The organism is Neobacillus phoenicis (assembly GCF_047302305.1).
Classification (GTDB): Bacteria; Bacillota; Bacilli; order Bacillales; family Cytobacillaceae; genus Neobacillus.
The window spans coordinates 1,578,814-1,603,763 of record NZ_CP154847.1 but is presented as its reverse complement, the minus strand read 5'-3'; the positions used below and the strand labels follow the sequence as shown (position 1 = coordinate 1,603,763).

Genomic DNA, 24,950 nt, shown 5'->3' with positions numbered 1-24,950 from the left:
TTATTCTATTCTGCGAATTTGCCTGCCATGTAGTCGCGGTATGCCTGGCGAATTTCATCTTCGGTATTCATGACAAATGGTCCTCTGGCTACGATTGGTTCGTTTAACGGCTTTCCAGCATATAACAAGACCCGAAGGTTTTCTACTGCCTTTATTGTGACTTCACTTTCTTGGTTAGGATTACTTTTTTCTAACAAGAGTACATGACCTTTCTCAGCCTCTGTCTGATTTTTTCCGAAAAGTCCTTTTCCTTCTAAAATATACATGAAGCCGTTGTACTCACCCTGCAGGTCCTGTGTGACCGATGCACCTGGTTCCACGTTGATTTCAACCATAGTTACTGGAACATAGTTTTTCGTATCGGACTGAATGCCACCTGAGGAGCCAGAGAAAATCCTGATTAAGGCACCGTCTTCTTTACGGACTGGCATGTCTTTAGCTCGAAGATTTTGATAGCAAGGTTCTGCCATCTTATGTTCACGAGGCAGGTTCACCCAAAGTTGCAGGGAATGTACGGTCTCGCCCTCGGCTGGGTCCTCGATGTGAATGACACCTCTGCCTGCTGTCATCCATTGAACATCACCGGGTTCTAGCTCCCCTTTACCGGCTTTATTATCTTGATGCTCAAGTTTGCCTTCGATGACGTAGGTAACGGTCTCGATTCCTCGGTGTGGGTGGAAGTCAAATGTTCCTTTTTTAAACCAATCCTCTGCTAAAAAAAGAAAAGGGTCGGATTCTTTCATTTTATTTGGATCTAACACCATACCTGCTATATGAATCGGACTATTTTGGCGATGTTCCACCGTCCAAATCCGTTCGATACCCCTTTGTTGAATTGAAGTCATTATTTTTCCTCCTTTAGTATTCAAATTAATGGTAGCGCTGTTCGGGGGTATTATCAAATAAAATGGACTAGTTTTGGTATTCGCTCATAAGTGACTTAAATTCGCTCATATCTGGCAAAAATCCGCTCATAAACCTGTGGAATTCGCTCATAAGTTCAGTAGATTCGCTCATAAAATTTAAGTCTGTAAATTTTTTTCGAATTTCGATAAAATTCAGCAGGATTCTTCAATTTATTTTAGAATTTTATTAGTTAAAATGAAAGGAGTGATAATGTTTGATTATAAAAGAAAGGTCTATTCCGTTGAGGTTACTCATCTTACAGGCTTTATTGCGTCGTCTACCTCTAAGTCACGAAAAATATCAGCAAATTTTAGAAGAAGCAGGAAGGCGCTCTGCTGGCTATCAAGGTGAGAAAGCTCTTGACTACTATTATCGGTCGCTTCCGCAACAAAAGTACATGATTTTCCACGATTTAAATCTTCCTGACGGTGATTACAACTGTCAAATTGACACTTTTCTATTAACTCCGGAATTCGGCCTAATTATTGATGTGAAAAATATGGCTGGGAAATTAACCTTCGATACTGATAATGAACAGTTTATCCAAAATAACAATGATAAAGAAAAAGGTTACGATTATCCGATTGCACAAGCAGAACGGCACAAAAAATATATCCAAGAACTGCTTCGGACTCATCATTTCCCACCTGTTCCAATCGTGGATTTGGTTGTCATCAGTAACAGTTACGCTTCCTACATCGTTACAGGGAAAAATTCATATAAAGTGAAACCTCGAATTTGTAAAGCTGATGTGATGCTGAATCGGATTGAACAAGTGGAAAAAACGTTCACTGAACCCATCCTCACTAAAAAAGATCTCCGTAAGTTTGGCAGACTCCTACTGAAAATGAATACTCCTCCTACTATTCAAATACTAAAAAAATATGGTATTCAAGAAACAGATTTGTTAACTGGCGTCCACTGTCCTTTCTGCAAGCATCTTCATCTTGTTCGTAAAAAACAGCAGTGGTACTGCCCCTCCTGCGAAGCCTATTCAAAAGACGCACATATTCAAGCACTTATGGACTATTTTTTGTTGGTTGATTTGAAAATAACAAATAGTGAGTTTCGGAAGTTTGTTCGATTAAATAAATCTAACAGGCATCTCGCGAAAAGATTATTAACTTCCGCGAACCTTGATTTCATTGGGACAAATAAAGCTCGAGTTTACTTTTTGAATAAATTTCCTTCCTAAAACTAAATTCGCTCATATATTTAGTGGATTCGCTCATAAATAGTAAAAATTCGCTCATAAAAATTGAAATACGCTCATAACCTCAATAGATTCGCTCATTAAAAAATTTTAAAGGTACATCTTTTTATTTTTAATACATAAAACACACTCTTTTACACAAAAAGGACGCCACGACCGGCGTCCTTACCTTTTTATAGCGAAAACCCTAAGTAAAAGGTCAAATTCTACTTCCTAAACCTTCAAATCTCTACCTTCTTCAACGATATGGAAGATTAAATGAGCTAAGTGTTGCATGGCACCGTATTCTTGCTCCTCTTCACCTGTTTCCTCGTAATCAATATCATTTAAGTACAGCGCCATAAATTCGTAGAAATCCTTTAACTGGAAAGAATAGCAGGCAGACGGTTCTTCATTTTCTTCTTCATACTGCAGCACCATATAGGATAGATTTCCATCTACATCTGCCCCATCAAAGAATACAAAGAGTCCAATGTTTGTGTCGAGTTCAAATAAATGTCTTGTCCCACCCTCAGTGGCCTTCTCAAACTCCTCTTGACTAAGCTTTTGTATTTGCATTGCATCCACGTTATCTTCTTGATGAAAACCAACAACAAATGATTTCATTTTGTCCTCCTTAACCTTCTACTGGAATTAAAACACATATTCTTAGAATACCCCTTAAAAGGCAGGATTCATTCTCTTTATCAAAAATATCTATTCTTCATTTCTCTCTAGATTATATTCGGTTAAGAGCGGATTTTCAGTTGTAGCAAAACGAGCTGATTGCAAAGTCATCTCAGGCTCCATTCCAAACAATTCTTGCATGGTCTTCTTTTCCCACTCTTCCTCTATACTTTTCCGATCATTTTCTTGTTTTTTCATTTCAATCACCTCTCTTACCATTATTTAAATTCATGAAATTAATCCTATTGTCTACCTTCTTATGCACTTACATTCCCACAAAAAAAAATCCCTGATATTATCAGGGATTTGCTTCCACGATCAACCGATTGGCGGTTGAATAGGATGTTCAGAAGGGCCAGAATAGGCTACATTAACCGACTTTTGAACATCTACAATCTTGGCTGAAGTAAAGAGAGCAAGCATCGAAACCGACATTAATAGCACAACAATTTTTTTCATAATAAACCTCCTAAGTTATTTTATTTAAATAATTCACTGCTTCAATAATCATTCCCCTACCATTGTAATAATCAGCAAGCATTTTATAAAAACGGGTAAGGTCATCAATATGCTCATTTGCTTCTTCAAAATAAGGGATTACTTTTGTTTCTAAATATTTAAACCCTTTTGCTGGAGAAGTCAAAAGGAATAAATAAAAATCTGCTAAAAGCCTGTATTTCTTCACACCTAAATCCTTCGCAAGGGAATGGACTTCTTGAAAACATTCTCTTGCTTTCTCAACTGAATGGAGAGAATAGTTAATTTCTCCTATGGCGTATAAGGTCACTAGATAGTGTTGATTAAAATTGGGTTGCAAATCGAGACTTTTTTCGTAGTAATAGAGTGCACCCTTTACATTTCTCATTTTATCCTGCAAATGACCCATATTGTGGTAAATTTGTGGAAGCATTCTCTCTTCCTTTAATAATTCTGCGTTACGTATCAGATGTTGAAAGCATCCTTGGGCTTCCTCATAAATATTGGAGTGGGTGTAATTGATCCCTAAAAGCATCAACGTGTGAAGAATCCTATAAAAGTTATGCTGATTCATAAAGATCTGCAGCGCCATTTTTCCAAAGTGGATAGCATGACCTGACTGCTCGAGGGAACTTTTTATTAGTGCACGATGATAAAGAAATTCTCCATCTGTTGTTTCATTTCCATTTTCCGCATGCAATGCATCAAGGATATCATCTGCGTTTTTATATTGACCCTTCCACATTAAAAATACCGCATTATAGTATCTAAATAAATAGTCTTCATGTTGGGAAAAATTCTTCTTTTGCTTGTATAATAGATCCCTTTGATTTTCCGCATCAACCACTAACCCTTTAAAGATTAAGTATCTAAACTTATATAATTCCCAAACATAGATATACTTAGAAAATGGTATAATATGCTCAATTTCTTTTAAATGTTGGAAGGTTTCATCAATTTTATCCTTTTGATAAAAATTAATCTTTTCTGCAAATTCACGTAGTAAGATTTTGATTTGATCCTCTTTCTCCTCTATCTCCTCCAAACTAATATCTAGTCGTTCCAGTAAGAGAGAAATCGTTTCCTCATTCGCTTCTTTGGAGTTGTTCTCAATTTTGCTTAAATGCGGGACAGAGCATATCCCTTTTGCAAGCTCCGCTTGAGTGATACCTCTTTGCGTACGATAAAACTTTATCAATGCCCCGAATTCCATATAACCACCAGCTTGCCTTTCTTTTTTTTACCATTTTACTACTATAGTAACTTATTTTTCAAATATTTTTCAGATTATTTTCAAAAGATTGAATAATACATTTAAAAGCCACCCAGACACCAAGTCTAGATGGCCCTTATCATTATTTTACTCTTGGGAAACCAAAGCCTGAGGCGTAATCATCACCAGTAGCTGCACCTGTTCCACCTTTAATATCATACGCTTTAGCTCTGTTCTGCAGTTCCGCACGGAGTTGGCTGGCTGACCAAGATGGGTTTGCTGACCAAATCTTCGCAGCAAGACCAGAAACATGTGGAGTTGCCATCGATGTGCCACTAATGGTGTTGTATCCGCCATCCTTCCAGGTCGACTCAATTGCTCGGCCTGGTGCAGATACCTCTACATCACGCTCTTGAATCACGAAGTCACCGTCGGTTGCCGGATTTCCTCTCGATGAGAAATCAGCTACACGATACGTACCATTTTCCTGTACATTCTCTAATGCAGCAACGGCTACTGCATTCACTAATGCACCAGGGTAACCAATCGTATTGTCTCCAGGGCCGTCATTACCCGCAGCGGCTACAACCAGCACACCTTTACCATATGCATAATCCACAGCACTAGAGATGAGCGAATCCTTTGAGCTTGACCCTAGTGACATAGATATAATGACTTTTGACCCCGTACGAACAGCTTCATCTGCTACCTTATTAATGGCTGCAGCAATATCATCCGAATAGCCGCTGCCACGGTCGTTCAATACTTTATAGGACCATAGGTTTGCTTCTGGAGCCACACCGTAAATTCCCTTACCTGTGCTTCCACCGTTAGCAAGCACCGTACCAGATACATGTGTTCCATGTCCGTTACCATCTGAACAAGTCCCATCTACCCAAGAAACTTTTGTTTGTGAAAAGTCCTGACATTGCTTTACATTGCTGGCTAAATCAGCATGGTTTTTATTTACACCTGTATCTAAGACAGCTACTGTGATTCCACTTCCGCCGGATGTAGCCGCGATGGCAGCATCATTATAGATCGCTTGTATTCCCCATGGTGTTCGATCACTAGGAACTGCACCTGTTGTTCCGCCCGGTTTGGCTGCCGCTACTTCTCTCATAGTTCCTACGTTTACTTCTGAAATTTTTTCAATCGTTAAGTTTTTATTGTGTAAAAGTGCCTCGTATTGCTGTGCATTGACTGTTGTTGTAAACCCTTTGCTGTCAAAGTCCCAGCGAACTCCATAATTTGCCTTTGCTTTCGCCTTTTCGGAGGCAGGTCCCTGAATTAATACCCGGTAAGTCTCCTTACCACTTGTTTGCTGACCAAATGCCCCGGTTGCAAACATTGAAATTCCCATAACCACACTCATTACCGTAGCCCCAAGAATTCTCTTTCTCTTCATCAAGTTACTCCTCTCAAACTTTGTTTACAGCACACTCACTACTCCTTAATTATATTTTGATTTTTCTGAATATATATGGACAAATAGTCCTACTGGAGGTTGGGAAAATTTTTAATTTTCAAATATAAACAATCAAAAAAAATAAAAAAACCAGCCAAAAAAATGGCTGGCAATCTAGAAATATTTCTTTTTCCAAAAAATAAATGCAGTTAAGCTGGCAAAAAAGACCGAGATAGAAAGTGGAATGACATAGGGGTGACGAATATGTTGAAACGGTATATCTACGTTCATTCCATAAAAGCTGGCTACCATCGTTGGTAAGGCTAAAATAATCGTAATGGAGGTTAAGAACTTCATAACGATGTTCAAATTATTAGATATGATCGATGCAAAAGCGTTCATCATTCCGCTCAAGATTGAACGGTAAGTTTCGGCCATTTCTATTGCCTGTGTTTTTTCAATAATTACGTCTTCCAACAAATCTTTGTCTTCTTCATACATTTTTAAGTAGTTAAAGCGCAGAATTTTGTCCAGGACGACCTTATTAGATTTTAATGAAGTCGTAAAGTAAACCAAACTTTTTTCTAGAGCTAGAAAGGCATATAGTTCTTTATTCTTCAATGACTGGTGAACGACTCGTTCAATTTCATTGGTTTTCTTGTTAATTTGTTTTAAGTACCGAAGATAATAGGATGAAATCACAAACAAGATTTGCAGAGCGAAGCGGGTTTTCTTAAAGGTAAAAAACTCTTTAACTCTGTTTCTCTTAAATTCCTCTAAAATCGGTGTATCCTTCAATGAAACAGTGATAAGGCATTCATCTGTTAGGATAATGCCAATTGGAATGGTCTCATACCCTTCATAGCCTGTTTCATCCTTAACGATATACGGAAAGTCAACGATGATATATACTCTGCCGTCATCGCGTTCAATCCTCGGACGTTCTTCATCATCCAATGCATCTTTGATGATATCAACGTCTACTTGAGCATCAGTAGAAACTCGATTGATTTCTTCTGCTGTTGGAGCATGCATATTAACCCAACAGCCTTTTGAAATGATATCAACTTTTTCTAGCACTTTTGTTTCCGTACTTTTAAAAATTTCTAACATGCAAAAACCTCCTCGCCTACTTGTTTTGAGGAAGCCAACAACCTTTTCCAGAGTTGATATTCTTGCTATTATTCAATTCAATCCATTCAAAGACATTGACTTCCCCTCGCCTACTTGGGTCCGGGTCAACGGAATAACTCAACAATATCAACTCCCTCTAACTTTTTTATATTCCTTTCCTATCATAAACCCTAACGCTCAAAAGTACAAAGGAGTTTTTTTATTTATCTTCTGGAAAATACGGATTTAAGTGAATCAGCACTTCATGTATGTTATCAAATTGATCCATCAGCTTTTGTTTAATGGTTTTGGCGAGATCATGGCCTTGCTTTATTGTTTTAAAATGATCAATGGAGATACGTAAATCAACTAACACATAATGTCCATGCTCTCTCGCTCTTATGCGGTCAATCCTTCTAACTTCATCAAAATGATTGATCACTTCAATGTATTCCTGCAATGTATCTGAATTGATATTACGCTCTAATAAGATATCAAATGCCTCCATTAACATTTCCTTAGCAATTTTAAAAATTAAGTAGGCCACAAAAATACTTGCTGCCTTATCTCCATAAAGTAAGAAGTGAATATCCATTCGTTCCCCAATAATAGAAAGTAGGACCCCAATTGCTGCAGCGATAGACGCCACAATATCTGCTTTATGGTCAAACGCAATGGCTTCAATCGCCTTACTATTATGCTGCTGAGCAACCCTAAGTGAACTCCTGTATAAAATAATCTTTGTTATATACGAAAATAAAGCAACCCACATGGCCAGTAAACTCGGCGACTCCACTTCATGAAAAAAGCCGCTGATTCCCTCGTAAACGACATATATAGCAACAAGGAAGAGTAAGATTCCTATAATTCCCGAAACAATAACCTCAGCTTTCCCATGTCCGTATGGATGTTCCGTGTCTGCAGGTTTATTCGCTATTTTAATTACCAACAGGACAATAATCGAAGCAAAGACATCGGCAGCGGAATGAATCCCATCAGCAAAGACGGCATCACTATTTCCATACCACCCGATCGCAATTTTTCCTACCGTTAAGATAATATTGCTGATTACACTAATCCAGGCAATTTTTTTAGCCAAGGTTTCTCTCATTTCCATACTAAACCACCTTTTTAGCCTTATCCTTTTAGATTTTCTTGCTCATCTATCATCATTTCGACTTCCTCAACCACTGAAATCCTGTTAATTTGATCATGCAAGAAATGAAACGCTTCGTCTAATTCTTCTCGTGTTGGAAATTCGTTTTTTTTGTTCATTTTATTCACTCCCTAAAGATTTATTTTTTTATGTGTAATACATGAGTAAAAAGGGAAAAAATACCGTTGTACCAAAATTAATGAAGGAGTGGTTCATTTGGAAAAAAAGAGTACAAATAACAAAAGTGCAGAAATCGCAGGTCGTGTTTTTGATACAAGCGACTATCAAAAAGGAGATGCCCTTTCATCTGGCCTTGCAACCACACATGAACAAGTGAGCGATACCTATATGGAAGGAGCAGTTGGTTCCGTCAGTGATGACGCAAATGGACAGGCCGATAACGACGAGAAATAAAAATCAGAGAAAACAGCTCTCAACCGAAAGCTGTTTTCTTTTTTTGAACTTCAGTTTATTTGTCGTCATCCACATACGGATCATGTTCATATGCTGGTAAATCGCCGAAACTAGTCATGATTCCTTCTTCATCCAGTGCATTTTCGTATTGCTCATGCTGTGGATTAGGATAAACCGTTATATTCTTTCCATACATATCAGTACCCACGAAATTTTCGAAGTCTTCTACATATCCAACATTTTCGTTTGCTTCTTCGTAAATATCCTGATAATCATCCTGTGGGAAGGCTAAATCTGACGGTGTTTCAGAAGTTCCCCACTGAGCAACTTCCTGCCATGAATCCTCTGCATCATAGGCGACATTTTCATCCTTTTCATCCATATCAAACTTCCCAAAGTCCGGCATTAATACCCCTTCTTCAACCGGACGATTGTGAGAAACAATTTGGTCAGGACTATGTTCAATACAATAAGTAGTGTTTGGCAATGCCTCTAAACGCTCAATCGGTATCTCACTACCACATACTTCACATTTTCCGTATGTTCCATTTTCCATGGCTTCAAGAGCGTGATTAATATTTCTAAGCTGCAGCTCATAATGTTCATTTAAAGCAATATCCTTCTCACGTTCATAAAGCTCGGTTCCTTCATCTGCGGGGTGATTATCATAACTGGACAATTCCCCCATTGACTCATGAAAATGACCTCTTTCCAACCCGAGATGATCATTTTGTTCTAAATGCTCTTCCACATCATTCTTTTCCTGCAATAATTGTAAACGTAACTCAGCTAACTGCTGTGTAGATAACATAAGAAAAACTCCTTTCATGAAAAGCGCAAGTGAATCTTTTTTCAACAAACATTTATACTTTATATTTTCATTTGTTTCGCGTTTGATTATGTAACAAATATTTAATTCCAGCAAAATTCAATCTGTAATGCTTCCAAGGAATTCGAATAAGATTTGTCTTCACGCGCATCTTAAAGGATATAAATGATGAGAAAGAGGAGATTTTTATGGTAAATGAAAACTTTCGTAAATTTAGAAGTGTTCAACAAAAACATGAAGGGGAATATCTAGGTTCTGACAAAGAACAAAAGCCTGGTTTAAATGACCCTGAGTATAATAACCAAGATAATACCGATAAATCGCCAGGAGCAACTGGCCGTGACCTTCAATGAGTAAAGCTAAATCGACGGAAGGGGAACAAAGCAATATGAAATGGTGGCAGCTTTCTCTCTTCGGAGTTGGCTGCACCATTGGTACTGGATTTTTCCTTGGGTCCAGCTTAGCTATAAAGATGACGGGACCATCCATCTTAATTGCATTTGTCATTGCGGCAATTGGGACCTACTTTGTCTTTGATGCACTCTCTAAAATGACATCTAAGGAGCCGCTTAAAGGTGGTTTTCGATCCTATGCAAAAAAAGCCTATGGTCGATGGGCAGGCTTTAGCAGTGGTTGGGTGTATTGGAGCTCAGAAGTACTCATTATGGGAAGCCAAATGACAGCCTTGTCGATTTTTTCTCGCTTTTGGTTTCCTAAAATACCCTTATGGATTTTTGCCACCATATACGGTGTTCTTGGAATAACCGTTATTCTTATTGGAATAGGTCTTTTAAATAAAATGGAAAACATTCTTGCCATTTTAAAAATTTCTGCCATCTTAATGTTTGTCATTATTGCAGCTTTAGCTATTTTTGGTGTAATCGACGGTGACCGGCCAATTTCTTATCCTGAAACCAAGAAGGATTTAATTCCTCATGGGCTAAAAGGTTTGTGGTCTGCCGTCATTTTTGCCTTCTACGCATTCGGAGGCATCGAAATTTTAGGATTAATGGCAACCAATTTAAAAAATCCAGAAGAGGCACCGAAAGCTGGAAAAGTGATGCTATTTATACTTACCTTTATTTATGTCCTTTCGATTGGTCTGACTGTGCTTATGGTTCCATGGAAGGAATTTAATACGAAAGAAAGTCCCTTTGTCGTTGCCTTAGATACCTATCACCTTTCGTTTGTGCCTCACTTCTTTAATGCTGCGTTAATTATTGCTGGGTTTTCAACAATGACCGCTTCACTTTATGGGGTAACCAGTGTTCTTATGACCTTAGGAGAAGAAGGCGATGCGCCAGCATGCTTTTCTAAAAAGGGGAAATTAAAGGTTCCTCTATTTACATTGTTGATCACCATGATAGGAATTACTGCCTCGATTGTAGCAGCATTAGTAATGCCTGATAAAATTTACGAATATATCACAACAGCAGCAAGTTTAATGCTTCTATATAATTGGATTTTTATATTAGCTTCCTCAAGAAAAATCTTGGAACTGAAGGTAAAAGATAAAATATTCTATTCTATTGGTGCGCTATTTATTTTAATTGCTGTTACCGGAACCCTGTTCCATGACACTAGCAGGCCAGGATTTTTTATCAGCTTAGCCTTTTTATGCGTCATAGGAGTCATCACTTTTATTATGCAATTTAGATGGAATAAAGAAAAAAAGAAGAGTAAAAAGAAAGTGCTTAAGCCTTGGCCAACAGCATAGAAAGCCAGCGAATATTCGCTGGCTTTCGTTTTATCCAAATAACACCTGAAAGGCCTGCATGCCGAAGTAAATACCAAAGCCAATTAAGGACACACCAGAAAGAAGGGAAATACTAACTAATAATCTGGAGGTCAGGAACTTTCGAAAACTGCTGGCCACTCCTGCCATTGTTATATCCCAAAGTAACAAACCGATAAAAATAGCACTGCTGTAAAGTATCAACTCGTTCCGTTCATAGGTTGCTGCTGTTTTCGCAAGAACAGAACCATATATACCCAACCAAAACAAAATCGTTAGGGGATTCGATATAGACATCAGGAAACCAGAAACAAAAGACTTTAAAAGAGGTTCATTTCCCCTTGTATGCTCAAGGTTAATTTTTCCTGCACTCATGAAGGTTTCAATACCGGTATACATGAGAACAAAACAGCCAAAACACCAAAGAAAGGTTTGCATAAAGGCTGTCTCCAAAAACTGAACCACACCTATGTAAACAACAAGCATATACACTCCATCAGCGACAACGGCCCCCACCCCAATAAGCCATGAGTGCATAAAGCCATTTCTTATTCCCCTGTCAATTTGTGCCGCATTAATAGGACCAATAGGAGCAGCAAGCGACAACCCCAATAAGATATAGCTTAAGAATACATTCATTTTTATCTCTCCCTAAATTGAATAAAAAGCCTGTCTACCCATTTTTATTCAGCTAGGGAGGGTTGTACGACAAAAAATAAAAAAAGAGCCTACCATTATATATCGGGTTTACTTTAAAGGTGCAAACAAGTAAATCGCAAATATTAACGCATTGGAATTCACATATGAATTCTAATGCGTTTTTTTGTTGGTAAAGCAGGTTTTCTATTAACCTTTACAAACTTTTCACAAATGAAATCACAAGACAATTCACAGGGCTGAAATAATTATTGGAAGGCTTGTGAAAATTAGTGTGATTTTAGGTGTTTATTAAATTGAAAATCCAGGGCTAATCAAAATAATGTGTTTACCTGGGCTGTGAAGGACAAAACTAGGCTATGCAACAAGAAAAATGTCCTTCATCCGTGTTATGAAGGACAAAACTAGGCTATGCAACAAAAAAATGTCCTTCATCCGTGTTATGAAGGACAAAACTCAGTTGGGCTAGAGAACGTCTATAGTTTTGTGTAAATGGTTATACTTACCAATTAAGGAGATGATCATTTATGCAAAATTATAGGGATATGACAATTAGAGAATTGGCAGGTCAATGTGAAACAGTGGACGATATTCATGCCATGATTAGGGACCTTTTCAAGGAGACTCTCCAACAGGTTTTCGAGGCTGAGATTGAGGAGCACCTTGGGTACTCCAAACATGATTCTAAAGGTATCAATACGGGAAATAGCCGGAATGGCTATAGTAAAAAGACCATTAAATCTAAGTTAGGTGAAACCAAGTTAAATATCCCTAGAGATCGTAAAGGTGAATATGAACCGCAGATTATAAAGAAATATGAGACCTCTATTAATGGATTAGAGGATCAAATAATTGCCCTTTATTCTAAAGGTATGTCCACACGGGATATTGAGGACCACATGAAGGATATTTATGGTATTAACGTCTCTTCTAGTTTAGTAAGTAAGGTTACAGACAAAGTGTTGCCTCTTGTCTATGAATGGCAGTCCCGTCTACTAGACCCTGTGTATCCTATTGTGTTTTTGGATGCAATACACTTTAAAGTTAAGCATGAAAATAGGATTGTTAGTAAGGCAGCTTATACAGTTTTAGGCGTAAATACAGATGGTATTAAGGACATTCTTGGTATTTGGATCGGCGAAGATGAGAGTGCTAGTTTTTGGTTGAACGTTTGCCAAGATTTGAAGAGTCGTGGTGTACAAGATATCCTAATTGCCTGTAAAGACGGGCTTTCTGGATTTTCAGAGGCAATTAATGCCACGTTTCCGAAAACAGATATTCAGTCTTGTATCATTCATCAATTACGAAATAATGTAAAGTGTGTTCCTCACAAATTCCGTAAGGAACTTATGGACGATTTAAAAAAGGTATATAAAGCATATACAATTGAACAAGCAGAATTGGAATTTGATGAGTTTAAAGAAAAGTGGGGAAAGAAATATCCTTCTGTTATTAAATCATGGGAGACCAACTGGCTAGAACTCACGACTTTCTTTTCTTACCCAGTAGAGATTAGAAAGTTAATTTACACAACCAACACTATTGAAGCATTCCATAGACAACTAAGGAAAGTCACAAAAACAAAAACTGCTTATCCAACGGATAATGCATTAAGGAAAATTGTTTACCTTGCGACTGTTGGAGTTACAGATAAATGGTCTAATCCTATTCCTGGATGGTTAGAATGTAGACAGCAGTTTGATATCATGTTTGAGGGCCGGCTTGGGAAATAATTGACGTAGTTAAGTTAGGGCTCTGCCCTAAGGGTTTATCGCTTTCGTTCTCCCAAAAGGAAAAAGAGAGGAAAAATCCTCTCTCCTTTTGTACAGAACCCTACTAGGTGCTCGGGTTGCTCCCCAGCATTGCCCTATCCCCCTAGTAGGTAAGAACACTTTAGTTTCAATATAGTCAAATCATATAGGATTTAACCATTTACACAAAATAATTTACATTCCCTTGGGCTACAAGAAAAATGTCCTTCATCAAGGTTATGAAGGACAAAATTTGGTTGGGAAACAAGAAAAATGTTCTTCATCTAGGTTATGAAGGACAAAATTTGGTTGGGAAACAAGAAAAATGTCTTCATCCTGGTTATGAAGGATAAGTCCTAGTGTGATTTTTCTCGTGAATTAAATTGTTAAATAATACGAGAATGAATTAGAGAATTGAGCTGCATTTTAAAGTTTTGCACCCCAAAAGTAAACCCGTTAACCATTATATTAAGCCGTTTCTTTTGGAGTACCCACATAGGAAAAAGTGTATATAAAAACAAGTATAAAAGCAGTGGATTTCACACCCGAAATCTCACTGCTTTTAGTATGAGATTATAAGAGTTTTAAGTCAGGTTATTTATGAACGTTTGAACATAATTTTGAAAAGTTTCAGGCTGTTCATTTACAACATAGTGTCCAGTAGCTGGTACAATTGTTAATTTTGAATTTGCAATTGATTCATGCAAAAATTGTGATAGGTCTGGAGGAGTGAGAAAATCATCTTCCCCTACAATTATTAATGCAGGAACTTTAACCTTATCAAGCGATTTACTAAAATCATATTGATTTAAAGCTTCAAAATCTAGAATAGTGCTTTCCAAAGTGGTTTGAGAAAGACAGCTTCCTACTTTTTGGTGCACAGTTTCTGCCGTTTTAGGAGAAAAAGCAGCAAGAAATGATTCCTGGCTGATTTCCCCTTTTCTTACCTGATCCAAAAACTCAGGTGGTATTTCCAGTTTAGCTCCAGTAAAAACCATTACAATTCCTTCAATTTGGTCAAATCCGTCTACCACAATTTGTTGGACAATCGCACCACCCATAGAGTGACCGACAATAACAACTTTCTTACCTTTCAAATAGCTGGAGATAAATTCACAAACCCAATCTGCATATTCTTGAATAGATGAACAAGCCGGTCCTTCAGATTGACCGTGTCCTGGGAGGTCTAAGGCGACGACGTGATTATGTAAGTTTAAGGAGTTAACTTGTTCCATCCAAATGTTATGGTTTCCACCACCACCATGTATAAAAAGTATAGGGGTATCACATTGCTCTTGTCCTAACTCTTCATAATAAACTTTTTTACTTCTTAAAGTTGAAAACGGCATATCATCACCTCTTTTTTAGAATATTCTAACTTATTATAATATTTAAGTTTTTTTAGAATATATTTAGAACCAGCTTTTTCATCCATCGGATAACTAATGTTTCTACTTTAGTTAACATCTATTGACAAGTGTTGTTAAGCTAACGGATACTTATGTTCAATAAGAAATTTTAATGACGACAGGGTAACTGTCGTTTTTTTGTTATCAAATTAGCAAGTCTTTTCGAACTGCAATTAGCAGAAGCATAATTTTTATTATGCTCCTGCTAATTAACCTGCTATTTATAATGTTAATTTTGGTATGAAGATTGTCATAACCACCATCAAATCAAAAAATAGCAGAGTGAATTCTTATGCGAATTGCTCTGCTATTTAACCTGTATTTATATGAGTTTTTTACCTGCGAGTACTCCAAAAGAGAACAGCTTACCATTATATAGAAATCTCTTTTTAGCCGGTTTTAGTTGTAAAGACTAAGTATTTTTGTCCTAGATAATTGCTGATGGTATAAAACACACTGCCTAAAAGAACAGAAACATTTTTCACCATTTCAGGACTGATGATACAATATTGGCTGATCCATTCCCCCATTTTCCCACTAAGAAAATAGGAGCTAAAATAACATAGTAATATAACAATGATAAATCGTGGCAGCCCTTTATGATAGGAAACCGTACTTTTAAACGTAAATGCCCTATTTAATAGGAAGCTAACACATGCACCGATCGCATTTCCAGTAAAGGTGGAGACCCAATAACTGGCTCCGACAACGTTAAGCAACAAAAACATAATGGACAAACCAATCCCTGTATTCACCAACCCCACAAGCAAAAAACGGACAAGTGAATGATTAGTTGGTATCAGATACTTTTCTGAAATCAAGATTAAATACCTCATCTTCTTTGGTTTGATTAACTAAATGGTGCCTTGGTTTTGGGAGATTAAAGGAATCGATATCGACGATATATTTTGGCCGCTTTTTGGTTTCTTTATAAATCTTCCCGACATATTCACCAATCAGTCCGATTGCGATTAATTGCAATCCTCCAATTAACCATATTGATGTAATTAACGAGGTCCATCCCATGGTTGTATGACCAAACATTTTAAGAGTTAAAAAATACCCTCCAAATAAGAGACTCATGAAAAAGGAAATAAATCCAATTAGTAACACAAACCGGATGGGCGACACCGAAAAGGAGGTGATTCCATCAAAGGCAAAGCCTAGCATTTTTTTTAACGGGTATTTTGTTTCACCGGCCTGCCTTTCTAACCGGTTATAATAAACGACATCTGTTTTAAATCCCAGCAGTGGCACGATTCCTCTTAAAAACATATTCACTTCCTTAAAGCGTTCTAGCTCTTCTATAGCCCGTTTGCTCATTAAACGAAAATCAGCATGATTATAGACGAGGTCTACCCCCATCTTTTTCATTAACTTATAGAATCCTTGCGCGGTACTTCTTTTAAAAAAGGTATCTGAATCCCTTCCTTTACGTACACCATAAACAATATCAATACCTTCTTGGTACTTAATAATAAATTCACGGATCACTTGAATATCATCCTGTAAGTCAGCGTCAATGGAAACGACACAATCAGAAAGCTCATTTGCAGCAAATAACCCAGCAAGCAGGGCATTTTGATGCCCAACATTTCGTGATAATTTTAACCCTCGAACATAATCGCTCCGGAGTCCTTCTTTATAAATTAACTCCCATGTACGATCCTTACTTCCATCATCAACAAATAAAATTTTACTTTTCTTTGAAACAAGTGCTTCGTTTATCAGATCTTTTAACAGCCACTGAAGTTGATCAATGGTATCAGGTAAGACCTCTTCCTCGTTATAGCATGGTACTACAATAGTAAGGACTGGTTCCATCATCTGTTTAAAACCCCCGGTGTCTACAAAGTCTTGTATAAGTAAATCTTCCATGCCGATGTCTTAGAAACAAACACTCTATCCAATGAGAGGTGATTTTCCTCGGCATTTTCGATTGGTAATGCTGATAAAATGTACCTTCCGCCCATCTCTTTAAACACTTTTGTATTCAACTGCAAGTGTTTCAGATGCCGCTTTGAATCCTTTTTTATCATATATCTTTTTCCAAGCTGTGCTGTGAACAAATAACAGCGACCGCCCCATTGGTCAAAGTATTTGCGAATGGTTTTATTTTTCGCTAATTCCTTTTCAATTATTTTTCTAAACTGATGTTTATAGCTTAAGGGATAAAAATTATTATAGGTGTCAATCGTGTAAAATCCATTATACTGAGAGATGGCAGGATGGATTCCGATACTTGCCACACGGTATTCCTCCTGCCTTAAACCTATATGCTCTTTAATGTCCTTAAACAGATCCACAGCGTAAAACTCTTTGACTGTTGGCTTTTGTTGATAAATAATTTCATCATTAAATAATCCTAAAAAAAGAATTTGTAAGAGAAGCAACCACTTTGCAGTTCTGGCCCAACTTACCCCCTGTAAAGCGATGATTCTTAAGGCAAGAGCAAACCCACTATAAATGACGAGCGGTCTTAAAAAGTGGTAGCGTGCAAAATTAAAGGTATTCATAAAATGAAAACGGTTGGTTAATGGAACCCAGCCTTCATAAAACCAAAAGGCATACCAGATGGATAGCAGAATATTTAATGAAAATAAAAACACAAAAAGCCTTTCCTGCTTCCAAAGCTTTTTTCTAAAAATATAATAGCTTGCGATAAACATTGCAGGCAGAATAAATAATGTATGTACCGTCATGACATGAGTATGTCCTAGCGTGTAATTCTTTAAGGTAAGCCTTACAGCTCTCCAAAATGACAAGTGAGCATGAAAATATTCATCACGACTATTCGGCTCAGCTGTATATAGAAAGGAAAACACGAGGCGATATTCCACGAGCATAAATATAGCAGTCATATAAGCAATAGCGGTCAAAAATCGCAGATTCCAGCCCTTCCCACGTACACCATCTACCAGCCAGAAGATTCCCATCGCACTTAGAAAAAAGAAGAAGCCCAAAACAATGCTAGCGTACAACGGCAATAGCGTAAGGACAAGATAATCCTTCCAAGTACCGGCACCTGCTCGAATGTTTAAGAAAGCCCATAATGCCAAGGGCATCCCTAAGGTGCTGAGCATCCCTGACGGCCAAAAAGGCGTTAATGCAAACGCAAGTGCACAGCCAATTTGCAGGTCCAGCCATTTCCCGCCAGGCAGGAAATGTCTCTTTAACAATAAATACATTCCGATAAAAGCTACAACTCTTGTTATTGCCTGACTGAGTCCATATGCAATCATCGTAGGGAAAAGTGCATAAAGCCAAACGATGATGCTGTATTCCGTCCCAAAGGCATTTCTCTGAAGCTGTCCATTGATGATCTGAGGAATGGTTGCATCGACTGCACCAAACATTTCCCCGCTCCTCGCAAGCACCTTGTACCAGGCCAGGTTTGAATCTAAATTGTCATGAACCCGGATATGGGCATTTTCCTGTAAAATAAAGAGCGGAGAGAGATAGATCCCTAGAACTAGTAAAGCAAAGAGTATATATCTCTGCTCCTTTTTCGTTTCATTAATCACTCTTCTACACCTCAAAACCTTTTTCTCAAAGAGAACCTCCATTTTAAATTTTACTTATATGATGAAAATTATTCCTTTACCCCATACATCGACAAAAATAGACGTTTTCCATTATTTACATATTGAAAAATAACCGCTAAAATAAATTTAACCATTAAAAATTTTTTTAACGATAAAATATATTTTGGAAGGATGATCAACAATGTTGAAGATTCTTAGTAACCGGGCCTATTTTCGGTTTTGGTTAGGTCAGATTATATCGCAATTAGGCGATGGATTTACACGGATAGCCATTGTTTACTTGGTCGCCACCTTAACAAAGGATCCCTTTGCGATCGGTTTAGTCATTTTTGCCCAACTTCTGCCAACGGCCTTTTTTGGCATTCTTTTAGGCCCATTAGCTGATAAATACAATCGCAGATGGTTAATGGTCGGGGCCGATGTATATCGGATGGTCATCGTACTTTTACTGATTCCTTTCCACCATTCTGCCTTAACCCTGATCTTACTTATCGCTCTTCAAGGGCTTGGATCTGCACTCTTTGACCCTGCCCGCTCATCATCCATACCGGATTTAGTTGGTGAAGAAAATATTCAGCAGGCAATCTCTCTGTCACAATCAACAAGAGCAGCCATGGATATCATTGGTCCTTCCGTTGGTGCCTTATTAATGATGACAAACAATTATAATTTTATTTTTTCCATTGATGCGGTTACTTTTGGTCTATCAGCTATCTTCATCCTTTCCCTCCGAAATCTTGGCAGAATAAAACATACTAAAGATAGCGTTAAAGAATCCTATTTCATGTCAATTCGCTCAGGTGTAAAAGAGGTCATAGGCATGCCGGCATTACGTTTTTTGCTAGTCCTATTGGTTCCTATTACACTTGTATGCGGAATATTGAACACCAACCTTATTGCCGTTCTCACTAATCAATTCCATGTGTCCGCCTTCCATTTTGGATTTATTGAAGCAGCTACCGCTGTTGGCGTAATATTCGGTGCAGGTTTTGCCGCACCATATGCACTCAAGCGCATCAGGCCCAGTACTATATTTTTAGCAGGTACTGCTGTAATTGGACTTTGGATGGTGGTCATCATCCCTGTTGACAGCTTCCGTTTACAATTTGGCCTCCTGCCTGTCTATATTTGGAGTATAATGGTAGGTGTATTAAACGCTTTTTTAAATGTCCCGTTGAGCAGCTTATTTTTAAAAGTGACACCTGCTGCATTTAGAGGAAGAGGTTCCTCTTTATTAGGAATAACAGCCAGCACTTCCTCTATTGTTGGAATTCTAGTGGGCGGTTGGCTTTCCAGAGAAATTGGTGTATTGTATGGTACTGCTATCTCAGGTATCCTTCTAGTCGTTGTTGCGATTTTGATGCCATTACTGAAGGGGTATAGAAGCCTATCGGAACATAGTGACGCAGACGCTGTCCGAAGAGAAAAGCAGCCTGCCGTCGTTAATTAATCTTGGAGGTACATTTGTGGAAAAAATAGATGATATTGAAATTGCAAAAATGATGTTAGATGTAAGAAAAAGAAGTATTCTTGACATTGCTAGCAAACCTGTAACCGTCAGCCAAATTGCCGAGGAATTAAATGAAAAACAATCTCGGCTATATTATCATGTAAAAAAGCTGGAGGAGGCAGGATTACTAGAATTAGTGGAGACCAAACAGCAAGGGAATTTAATTGAAAAATACTATCAAAGAACCCAGGTTGCAGGCAAAAGATTTGAATTGGATGAAGCATTATTAAGAGAACATCATGATTCAGTAATGGAGGAAATCATGAAACTTCTTGAGCCTGGATTGAAGCTGCTTCAATCCGAATTAAAAAAAGGAAAGTCAGATTTTGATAAGCAAGTAAATTTAATGATTAGTTTGCCCACCTTGACAGGCAGAGAATGGGAAACCTCGCATGGTCGAATGATGCGGTCGATTCGCGAAGAAAGTGAGCAGCAAGGTTCCTTCGATGATTCCAGTCTGCCAAAGCTTTCAGAAGAAGACAAAAATAAAAAGTCAAAATATGCTTATATCATGTTAAGTTATCGAGTCGAGGATGCTCAGTAACGATTCATGGCTATAGAGGCTGGCTCAATGGAGTCAGCCTCTTTCTGTCGCCCAATAATGAGATGAACATTTTTGGATAATAATAGATAGTATCCAAGGGAGGTGACGAATGTGCCGAACAGAGTTTATATTAGTTTTTTACGAATGCCGCTCCTTATTCGTATTTTATTCATAGCCATCCTTGTTTTTCTAACATTTGGAGTTTCCATTCACTTGTTAGAACCGCAAACCTTTCCTACGGTTTTTGACGGAATATGGTGGGCCATTATCACTGCCTCTACAGTTGGCTATGGTGATTATGTACCTCATTCTCTTTTAGGCAGAATTACTGCGTTAATTTTAATATTACTTGGTGTCGGATTTGTTTCCTCGTATTTTGGAACCTTAGCAGCCGCTGCTGTGACTAAACAAGATGCCTTGTCCGAAGGGAAAATCCCCTTTAAAGGGAATGGCCACATTGTTATAATCGGCTGGAATGAACGGTCAAAAGAGTTGATTAATAAATTGATTCAATTTCCGCAAATGATCGTCCTCATTGATGATACTCTTGAAACTAATCCAGTCCATTCAAAATACGTTCATTTTATTCAAGGTAAAGGACATGTTGATGAAACGATTATTAAAAGTGATATAGAGAGAGCTGAGAAAGTTCTAATTACAGCAGATAGGGGAAGTGAAGAACTTCAGGCAGATATGAATAGCATTTTAACATTACTTACGATTAAAGGCCTTTGCTCCCAAGTTAAATGCATCGTCGAAATATTAACGGCAGAACAAGTCATAAATGCGTTACGCGCTGGTGCAGATGAAGTCATCCAATCCAATAAACTAACAAGTGTCTTTATGATTAATAGCCTTCATTCTAATGGAGATGGATTGTTGTCAAATGTGGTACATCAGCTACAGGAAAGAAGATTATCCTCCCATCCGGTGGATGAAGCATTTATTGGGAAAAACTTTGGAGAATGCTGCCAAGAATTATTACAAAAGGGGCTCCTGTTAATTGGGGTAAAAAGAGGGGAAGAAACCATGTTGAATCCTTCCCACTCCATTTCAATTGAGAAAAACGATGAATTGTTAACATTTAAATAAGTTTAATCGGTTAAAAGAAGCATCTCTAATTCGGAAACAAGATTCTTTCCATTCTCTATATATTTTTCAGGGAAACTGGCATCCTTATCAATTGGATCCTGAAATTGATTAATTGAACCTGAAAAAGTTCCTGTAGACGCATCATCGTCTAGATTTCCTTCGTATAAATGGGACAATAGAAACGGTCGCCCTAATTCAACAGTACAGTTCCTGGCATCAAGCTGTCCGTCTACTGCTGAAAATGGCAGCCTTAAAAATTGGTAGCCCTCTTCATCATTTAACTTATAATCAAAAGCACCATGATCATAATCCCAGTTGCCGCCAATTGAATATCCAATTGGCTTTAATTTTTGTTCCAGCTTGTATAAATCAAACTGAAGCCCCTCTACCTTTGATGGTAATTGAATCATACATTTTACCCCCTTTAGTCATTACGGTTAGTTTCTCCAAACTAAACCGTTTCATAACAAAAGAGTGCTGACGCTTTAATGGCATCAGCACTCTTTTTTCAATTATTTTAACCGCTTTTCTAATTCGGCTTTCTTTTCTTCAAATCCTGGCTTGCCTAAGAGGGCAAACATGTTAACTTTATACGCCTCAACACCCGGCTGGTCAAATGGATTTACACCTAAAAGATAGCCGCTCATCGCACAAGCTTTTTCAAAGAAATAGACAAGGTATCCAAATGTATACTCATCCATTGCAGGGATAGAGACAATCAGATTTGGTACGCCTCCGTCCGTATGTGCAAGCATAGTTCCTTCAAATGCTTTGTTATTAACAAAATCCACAGTTTGTCCAGCTAAATAATTAAGTCCGTCCAAATCATTTTCAATAGCTTCAATTTTCAACTCATGACGCGGCTTATCAACCTTAATAATGGTTTCAAATAAATCGCGGCGTCCTTCTTGAACATATTGTCCAAGTGAATGAAGATCTGTTGAGAAATTGGCTGAAGATGGGAAGATTCCCTTTTGATCTTTTCCTTCACTTTCTCCAAACAGTTGCTTCCACCATTCAGAGAAATACTGTAGGCCTGGCTCATAATTAATTAGCATTTCAATAGTTTTACCTTTGTTGTAGAGGGCATTTCTAACAGCTGCATATTGATAAGCTGGGTTCTCTTCTAGCTCTGAATGACCGAAGTCCTCTTGTGCTACTGCTGCACCCTCCATCATTCTTTCAATATTAGCGCCACTCACCGCAATTGGGAGCAGTCCAACAGCGGTTAAAACTGAGTAACGACCGCCGATATCATCTGCAATGACAAATGTTTCATAGCCTTCTTCTGTTGCAAGAGTTTTTAAAGCTCCTCTTGCTTTATCAGTTGTTGCATAAATTCTTTTTCTCGCTTCTTCCACACCGTACTTTTCCTCAAGAAGCTTGCGGAAAATACGGAAAGCAATCGCTGGTTCAGTTGTTGTTCCAGACTTAGAAATTACATTGATAGAAAAATCTTTACCTTCAAGAAGATCCATTAAATCTCTCATATAAGTGGAACTGATATTGTTCCCTACAAAGATGATTTTTGGAGTTTTGCGTTGTTCCTTTGTTAGCGCATTATAAAAGCTGTGCTGCAACATTTCAATGGCTGCTCTTGCGCCAAGATAAGATCCGCCAATTCCAATCACAAGTAGGATATCGGAATCGCCTTTAATTTTCTCAGCAGATTTCTGAATACGAGAGAACTCTTCTTTATCATAATTCGTTGGAAGGTCAATCCATCCTAAAAAATCATTGCCTGCTCCCGTTTTCTCATGTAAAGAATGGTGTGCTACTTTCACTGCATCGCGCAGGTATGTAAGTTCATGCTCCCCAAAAAAAGTAAGTGCTTTTGAGTAATCAAAACGAACGTGTGTCATGTATGATCCTCCATAAATTTATTTTCAATAACCACTTTAACCAATGATGAGCGGATAATCAAGGAAGGTCCCCTCTTGTAAGCGTACCCATTTTCGACAGTTTTAAAAAAATTGTCACTTAGTGAGGAAAATTAAGAAAAGACTCGGACAATTTCGCCCCGAGTCTCCCCAAATTATAATGATGCCCGATAAATTGCTAAGGTATCTTCTCTATTCAACTTTTTAAAATTACCGAACTCACCGTTTGCCATTGCCCGGTCAGCCATTAAGTCCAGCTTGCTGTCATCAATATCATAGTCAGCTAAACGTGCTGGGGCTTCAATGCTGCTCCAGAATTCACGTAATTTTTGAATTCCCTCAAGACCTGCTTCCTCGGCTGTCTTTCCTTCAGGGTTCACACCAAATACTCTTACAGCTAATTGCTTAAAGCGCTCCGGTTTTACCGCTAGGTTATGTCTCATCCAGTGAGGGAAAAGGATGGCTAAGCCTCCACCATGTGGAATATCATAAACAGCTGATACGGCATGTTCCAGGTTGTGAGTTGCCCAATCTCCTCGATAACCCATGTTCAAGATGCCGTTTAATGCCATCGTACCGCTATATAGAATTGTCGCTCGATAATCGTAATTTTCAAGGTCTGCTAATAATTTTGGCGCAGTCTCCATAATTGTTACGAGCAGGGATTCACACATGCGATCTTGAAACTCTGTTTTTTCTTCCAGATGGAAGTAATGTTCAAGTACATGGGACATCATATCCACAATTCCATAGATGGTTTGATTCTTTGGCACTGTGTACGTATGAACTGGATCTAAGATAGAAAATTTAGGGAAAGTAACTGGACTACCCCAGCCATATTTTTCATTGGTCTCCCAATTTGTAATAACTGAGCCTGCGTTCATTTCTGAACCCGTTGCAGCGAGGGTCAATACGGTTCCGAATGGAAGTGCCTCACGAGCAAATGTCTTTTTAACCACTATATCCCAAGCATCTCCGTCATATTTTGCCCCTGCAGCTATTAGCTTTGTACAGTCAATTACACTGCCTCCACCTACGGCTAAAAGAAACTCAATTCCTTCCTTTTTACAAATTTCCACTCCTTTACGAGCAGTTGAAATTCGTGGATTTGGTTCTACACCAGATAGTTCAAATACTTCTGCACCTATTTCTTTTAAAAGAGCAGTAACATTATCATAAAGGCCGCTCTTTTTAATACTGCCTCCACCATATACAAGTAATACTTTTTTTCCGTATGCTGGTATTTCCTTTTTTAATTGTTCGAGTTGCCCCTTACCAAAGATTAACTTTGTCGGATTATAAAATGTGAAATTTTCCATTTGTATGCACTCTCCTTTTCATTAAACATTATTAGTTATTATCTTTTTTTTTGCAAAAATAATGATTATTACTCAATGAATAGTTCTGAAAAATTGAATCACACTATTAAATG

General features: G+C 38.0%; 26 protein-coding genes. 8 read left to right on the top strand and 18 right to left on the bottom strand.

Annotated features, from left to right (window positions below; all coding sequences use genetic code 11):
• Positions 1-5: 5 nt before the first annotated feature.
• Positions 6-845, bottom strand: coding sequence for a pirin family protein (locus tag AA0X95_RS08240; RefSeq protein ID WP_413307706.1), 840 nt, complete (start codon positions 843-845; stop codon positions 6-8).
• Positions 846-1,120: 275 nt separating this feature from the next.
• Between AA0X95_RS08240 and AA0X95_RS08235 the strand changes: the two genes are divergently transcribed.
• Entirely contained in the window at positions 1,121-2,101 is a 981-nt protein-coding gene (locus tag AA0X95_RS08235; protein ID WP_413307703.1) for a nuclease-related domain-containing protein, read from the top strand.
• A 231-nt stretch (positions 2,102-2,332) separates the two neighbouring features.
• On the opposite strand, the gene AA0X95_RS08230 is transcribed toward AA0X95_RS08235, so the two are convergent.
• The 8 genes from AA0X95_RS08230 to AA0X95_RS08195 form a co-directional block, all read right to left on the bottom strand.
• A complete protein-coding gene (locus AA0X95_RS08230; RefSeq protein ID WP_413307700.1) occupies positions 2,333-2,725 on the bottom strand; it encodes a cytosolic protein in 393 nt (130 codons plus the stop codon).
• A gap of 90 nt (positions 2,726-2,815) precedes the next feature.
• A complete protein-coding gene (locus AA0X95_RS08225) occupies positions 2,816-2,983 on the bottom strand; it encodes a hypothetical protein (RefSeq protein ID WP_413307696.1) in 168 nt (55 codons plus the stop codon).
• Positions 2,984-3,103: 120 nt separating this feature from the next.
• A complete protein-coding gene (locus AA0X95_RS08220) occupies positions 3,104-3,244 on the bottom strand; it encodes a hypothetical protein (RefSeq protein ID WP_413307693.1) in 141 nt (46 codons plus the stop codon).
• Positions 3,245-3,254: 10 nt separating this feature from the next.
• Entirely contained in the window at positions 3,255-4,475 is a 1,221-nt protein-coding gene (locus AA0X95_RS08215) for a helix-turn-helix domain-containing protein (RefSeq protein WP_413307690.1), read from the bottom strand.
• Positions 4,476-4,617: 142 nt separating this feature from the next.
• Positions 4,618-5,883 carry a S8 family peptidase gene (locus tag AA0X95_RS08210; protein WP_413307687.1) on the bottom strand — a complete coding sequence of 422 codons (1,266 nt, stop codon included), beginning with the start codon at positions 5,881-5,883 and terminating at the stop codon, positions 4,618-4,620.
• Between the two features lie 174 nt (positions 5,884-6,057).
• Positions 6,058-6,996: a magnesium transporter CorA family protein gene (locus AA0X95_RS08205; protein ID WP_413307684.1), complete on the bottom strand. Its 939-nt coding sequence runs from the start codon at positions 6,994-6,996 to the stop codon at positions 6,058-6,060.
• A 220-nt stretch (positions 6,997-7,216) separates the two neighbouring features.
• Positions 7,217-8,113, bottom strand: coding sequence for a cation diffusion facilitator family transporter (locus AA0X95_RS08200; protein WP_413307681.1), 897 nt, complete (start codon positions 8,111-8,113; stop codon positions 7,217-7,219).
• Between the two features lie 20 nt (positions 8,114-8,133).
• A complete protein-coding gene (locus AA0X95_RS08195; RefSeq protein WP_413307678.1) occupies positions 8,134-8,271 on the bottom strand; it encodes a hypothetical protein in 138 nt (45 codons plus the stop codon).
• Between the two features lie 97 nt (positions 8,272-8,368).
• On the opposite strand from AA0X95_RS08195, the gene AA0X95_RS08190 reads away from it, so the two are divergent.
• Positions 8,369-8,566, top strand: coding sequence for a YozQ family protein (locus AA0X95_RS08190; protein ID WP_413307675.1), 198 nt, complete (start codon positions 8,369-8,371; stop codon positions 8,564-8,566).
• A gap of 55 nt (positions 8,567-8,621) precedes the next feature.
• Here AA0X95_RS08190 and AA0X95_RS08185 read toward each other — a convergent pair whose 3' ends face one another.
• A complete protein-coding gene (locus tag AA0X95_RS08185; RefSeq protein WP_413307672.1) occupies positions 8,622-9,377 on the bottom strand; it encodes a yteA family sporulation protein in 756 nt (251 codons plus the stop codon).
• 206 nt (positions 9,378-9,583) lie between these two features.
• Between AA0X95_RS08185 and AA0X95_RS08180 the strand changes: the two genes are divergently transcribed.
• Positions 9,584-9,748 carry a hypothetical protein gene (locus AA0X95_RS08180; protein ID WP_413307669.1) on the top strand — a complete coding sequence of 55 codons (165 nt, stop codon included), beginning with the start codon at positions 9,584-9,586 and terminating at the stop codon, positions 9,746-9,748.
• Between the two features lie 35 nt (positions 9,749-9,783).
• The gene (locus tag AA0X95_RS08175; protein WP_413307666.1) at positions 9,784-11,112 is read left to right on the top strand and encodes an amino acid permease; all 1,329 of its coding nucleotides are present in this window, start codon (positions 9,784-9,786) and stop codon (positions 11,110-11,112) included.
• A 30-nt stretch (positions 11,113-11,142) separates the two neighbouring features.
• On the opposite strand, the gene AA0X95_RS08170 is transcribed toward AA0X95_RS08175, so the two are convergent.
• Positions 11,143-11,769 (bottom strand): LysE family transporter, encoded by a 627-nt coding sequence (locus AA0X95_RS08170; protein ID WP_413307664.1) that lies wholly within the window; start codon positions 11,767-11,769, stop codon positions 11,143-11,145.
• 545 nt (positions 11,770-12,314) lie between these two features.
• Here AA0X95_RS08170 and AA0X95_RS08165 point away from each other — a divergent pair.
• Positions 12,315-13,520 carry an IS256 family transposase gene (locus AA0X95_RS08165; RefSeq protein ID WP_413299614.1) on the top strand — a complete coding sequence of 402 codons (1,206 nt, stop codon included), beginning with the start codon at positions 12,315-12,317 and terminating at the stop codon, positions 13,518-13,520.
• Positions 13,521-14,122: 602 nt separating this feature from the next.
• On the opposite strand, the gene AA0X95_RS08160 is transcribed toward AA0X95_RS08165, so the two are convergent.
• From AA0X95_RS08160 to AA0X95_RS08145, 4 genes are all read right to left on the bottom strand, one after another.
• Entirely contained in the window at positions 14,123-14,887 is a 765-nt protein-coding gene (locus tag AA0X95_RS08160; protein WP_413307662.1) for an alpha/beta fold hydrolase, read from the bottom strand.
• Positions 14,888-15,336: 449 nt separating this feature from the next.
• Positions 15,337-15,768: a GtrA family protein gene (locus AA0X95_RS08155; protein ID WP_413307659.1), complete on the bottom strand. Its 432-nt coding sequence runs from the start codon at positions 15,766-15,768 to the stop codon at positions 15,337-15,339.
• On the bottom strand, positions 15,737-16,774 hold the full coding sequence (locus tag AA0X95_RS08150) for a glycosyltransferase (RefSeq protein WP_413307656.1): 1,038 nt from the start codon (positions 16,772-16,774) through the stop codon (positions 15,737-15,739). The genes AA0X95_RS08155 and AA0X95_RS08150 overlap by 32 nt, the downstream gene beginning before the upstream one ends.
• A 20-nt stretch (positions 16,775-16,794) precedes the next feature.
• Positions 16,795-18,513 (bottom strand): DUF6044 family protein, encoded by a 1,719-nt coding sequence (locus tag AA0X95_RS08145; protein ID WP_413307654.1) that lies wholly within the window; start codon positions 18,511-18,513, stop codon positions 16,795-16,797.
• Positions 18,514-18,673: 160 nt separating this feature from the next.
• On the opposite strand from AA0X95_RS08145, the gene AA0X95_RS08140 reads away from it, so the two are divergent.
• The 3 genes from AA0X95_RS08140 to AA0X95_RS08130 all read left to right on the top strand — a co-directional run bounded on the left by AA0X95_RS08140 (position 18,674) and on the right by AA0X95_RS08130 (position 21,638).
• Positions 18,674-19,942 (top strand): MFS transporter, encoded by a 1,269-nt coding sequence (locus AA0X95_RS08140; RefSeq protein ID WP_413307652.1) that lies wholly within the window; start codon positions 18,674-18,676, stop codon positions 19,940-19,942.
• Between the two features lie 16 nt (positions 19,943-19,958).
• A complete protein-coding gene (locus tag AA0X95_RS08135; RefSeq protein WP_413307650.1) occupies positions 19,959-20,546 on the top strand; it encodes a helix-turn-helix domain-containing protein in 588 nt (195 codons plus the stop codon).
• 111 nt (positions 20,547-20,657) lie between these two features.
• A complete protein-coding gene (locus AA0X95_RS08130; protein WP_413307647.1) occupies positions 20,658-21,638 on the top strand; it encodes a potassium channel family protein in 981 nt (326 codons plus the stop codon).
• Positions 21,639-21,640: 2 nt separating this feature from the next.
• Here the strand turns inward: AA0X95_RS08130 and AA0X95_RS08125 are convergent, their stop codons facing one another.
• The 3 genes from AA0X95_RS08125 to AA0X95_RS08115 all read right to left on the bottom strand — a co-directional run bounded on the left by AA0X95_RS08125 (position 21,641) and on the right by AA0X95_RS08115 (position 24,837).
• Entirely contained in the window at positions 21,641-22,048 is a 408-nt protein-coding gene (locus AA0X95_RS08125) for a YugN-like family protein (protein ID WP_413307645.1), read from the bottom strand.
• A 102-nt stretch (positions 22,049-22,150) separates the two neighbouring features.
• Positions 22,151-23,500: a glucose-6-phosphate isomerase gene (locus AA0X95_RS08120; protein ID WP_413307643.1), complete on the bottom strand. Its 1,350-nt coding sequence runs from the start codon at positions 23,498-23,500 to the stop codon at positions 22,151-22,153.
• Between the two features lie 173 nt (positions 23,501-23,673).
• A complete protein-coding gene (locus tag AA0X95_RS08115; RefSeq protein WP_413307640.1) occupies positions 23,674-24,837 on the bottom strand; it encodes an iron-containing alcohol dehydrogenase in 1,164 nt (387 codons plus the stop codon).
• Between the last annotated feature and the right edge of the window lie 113 nt (positions 24,838-24,950).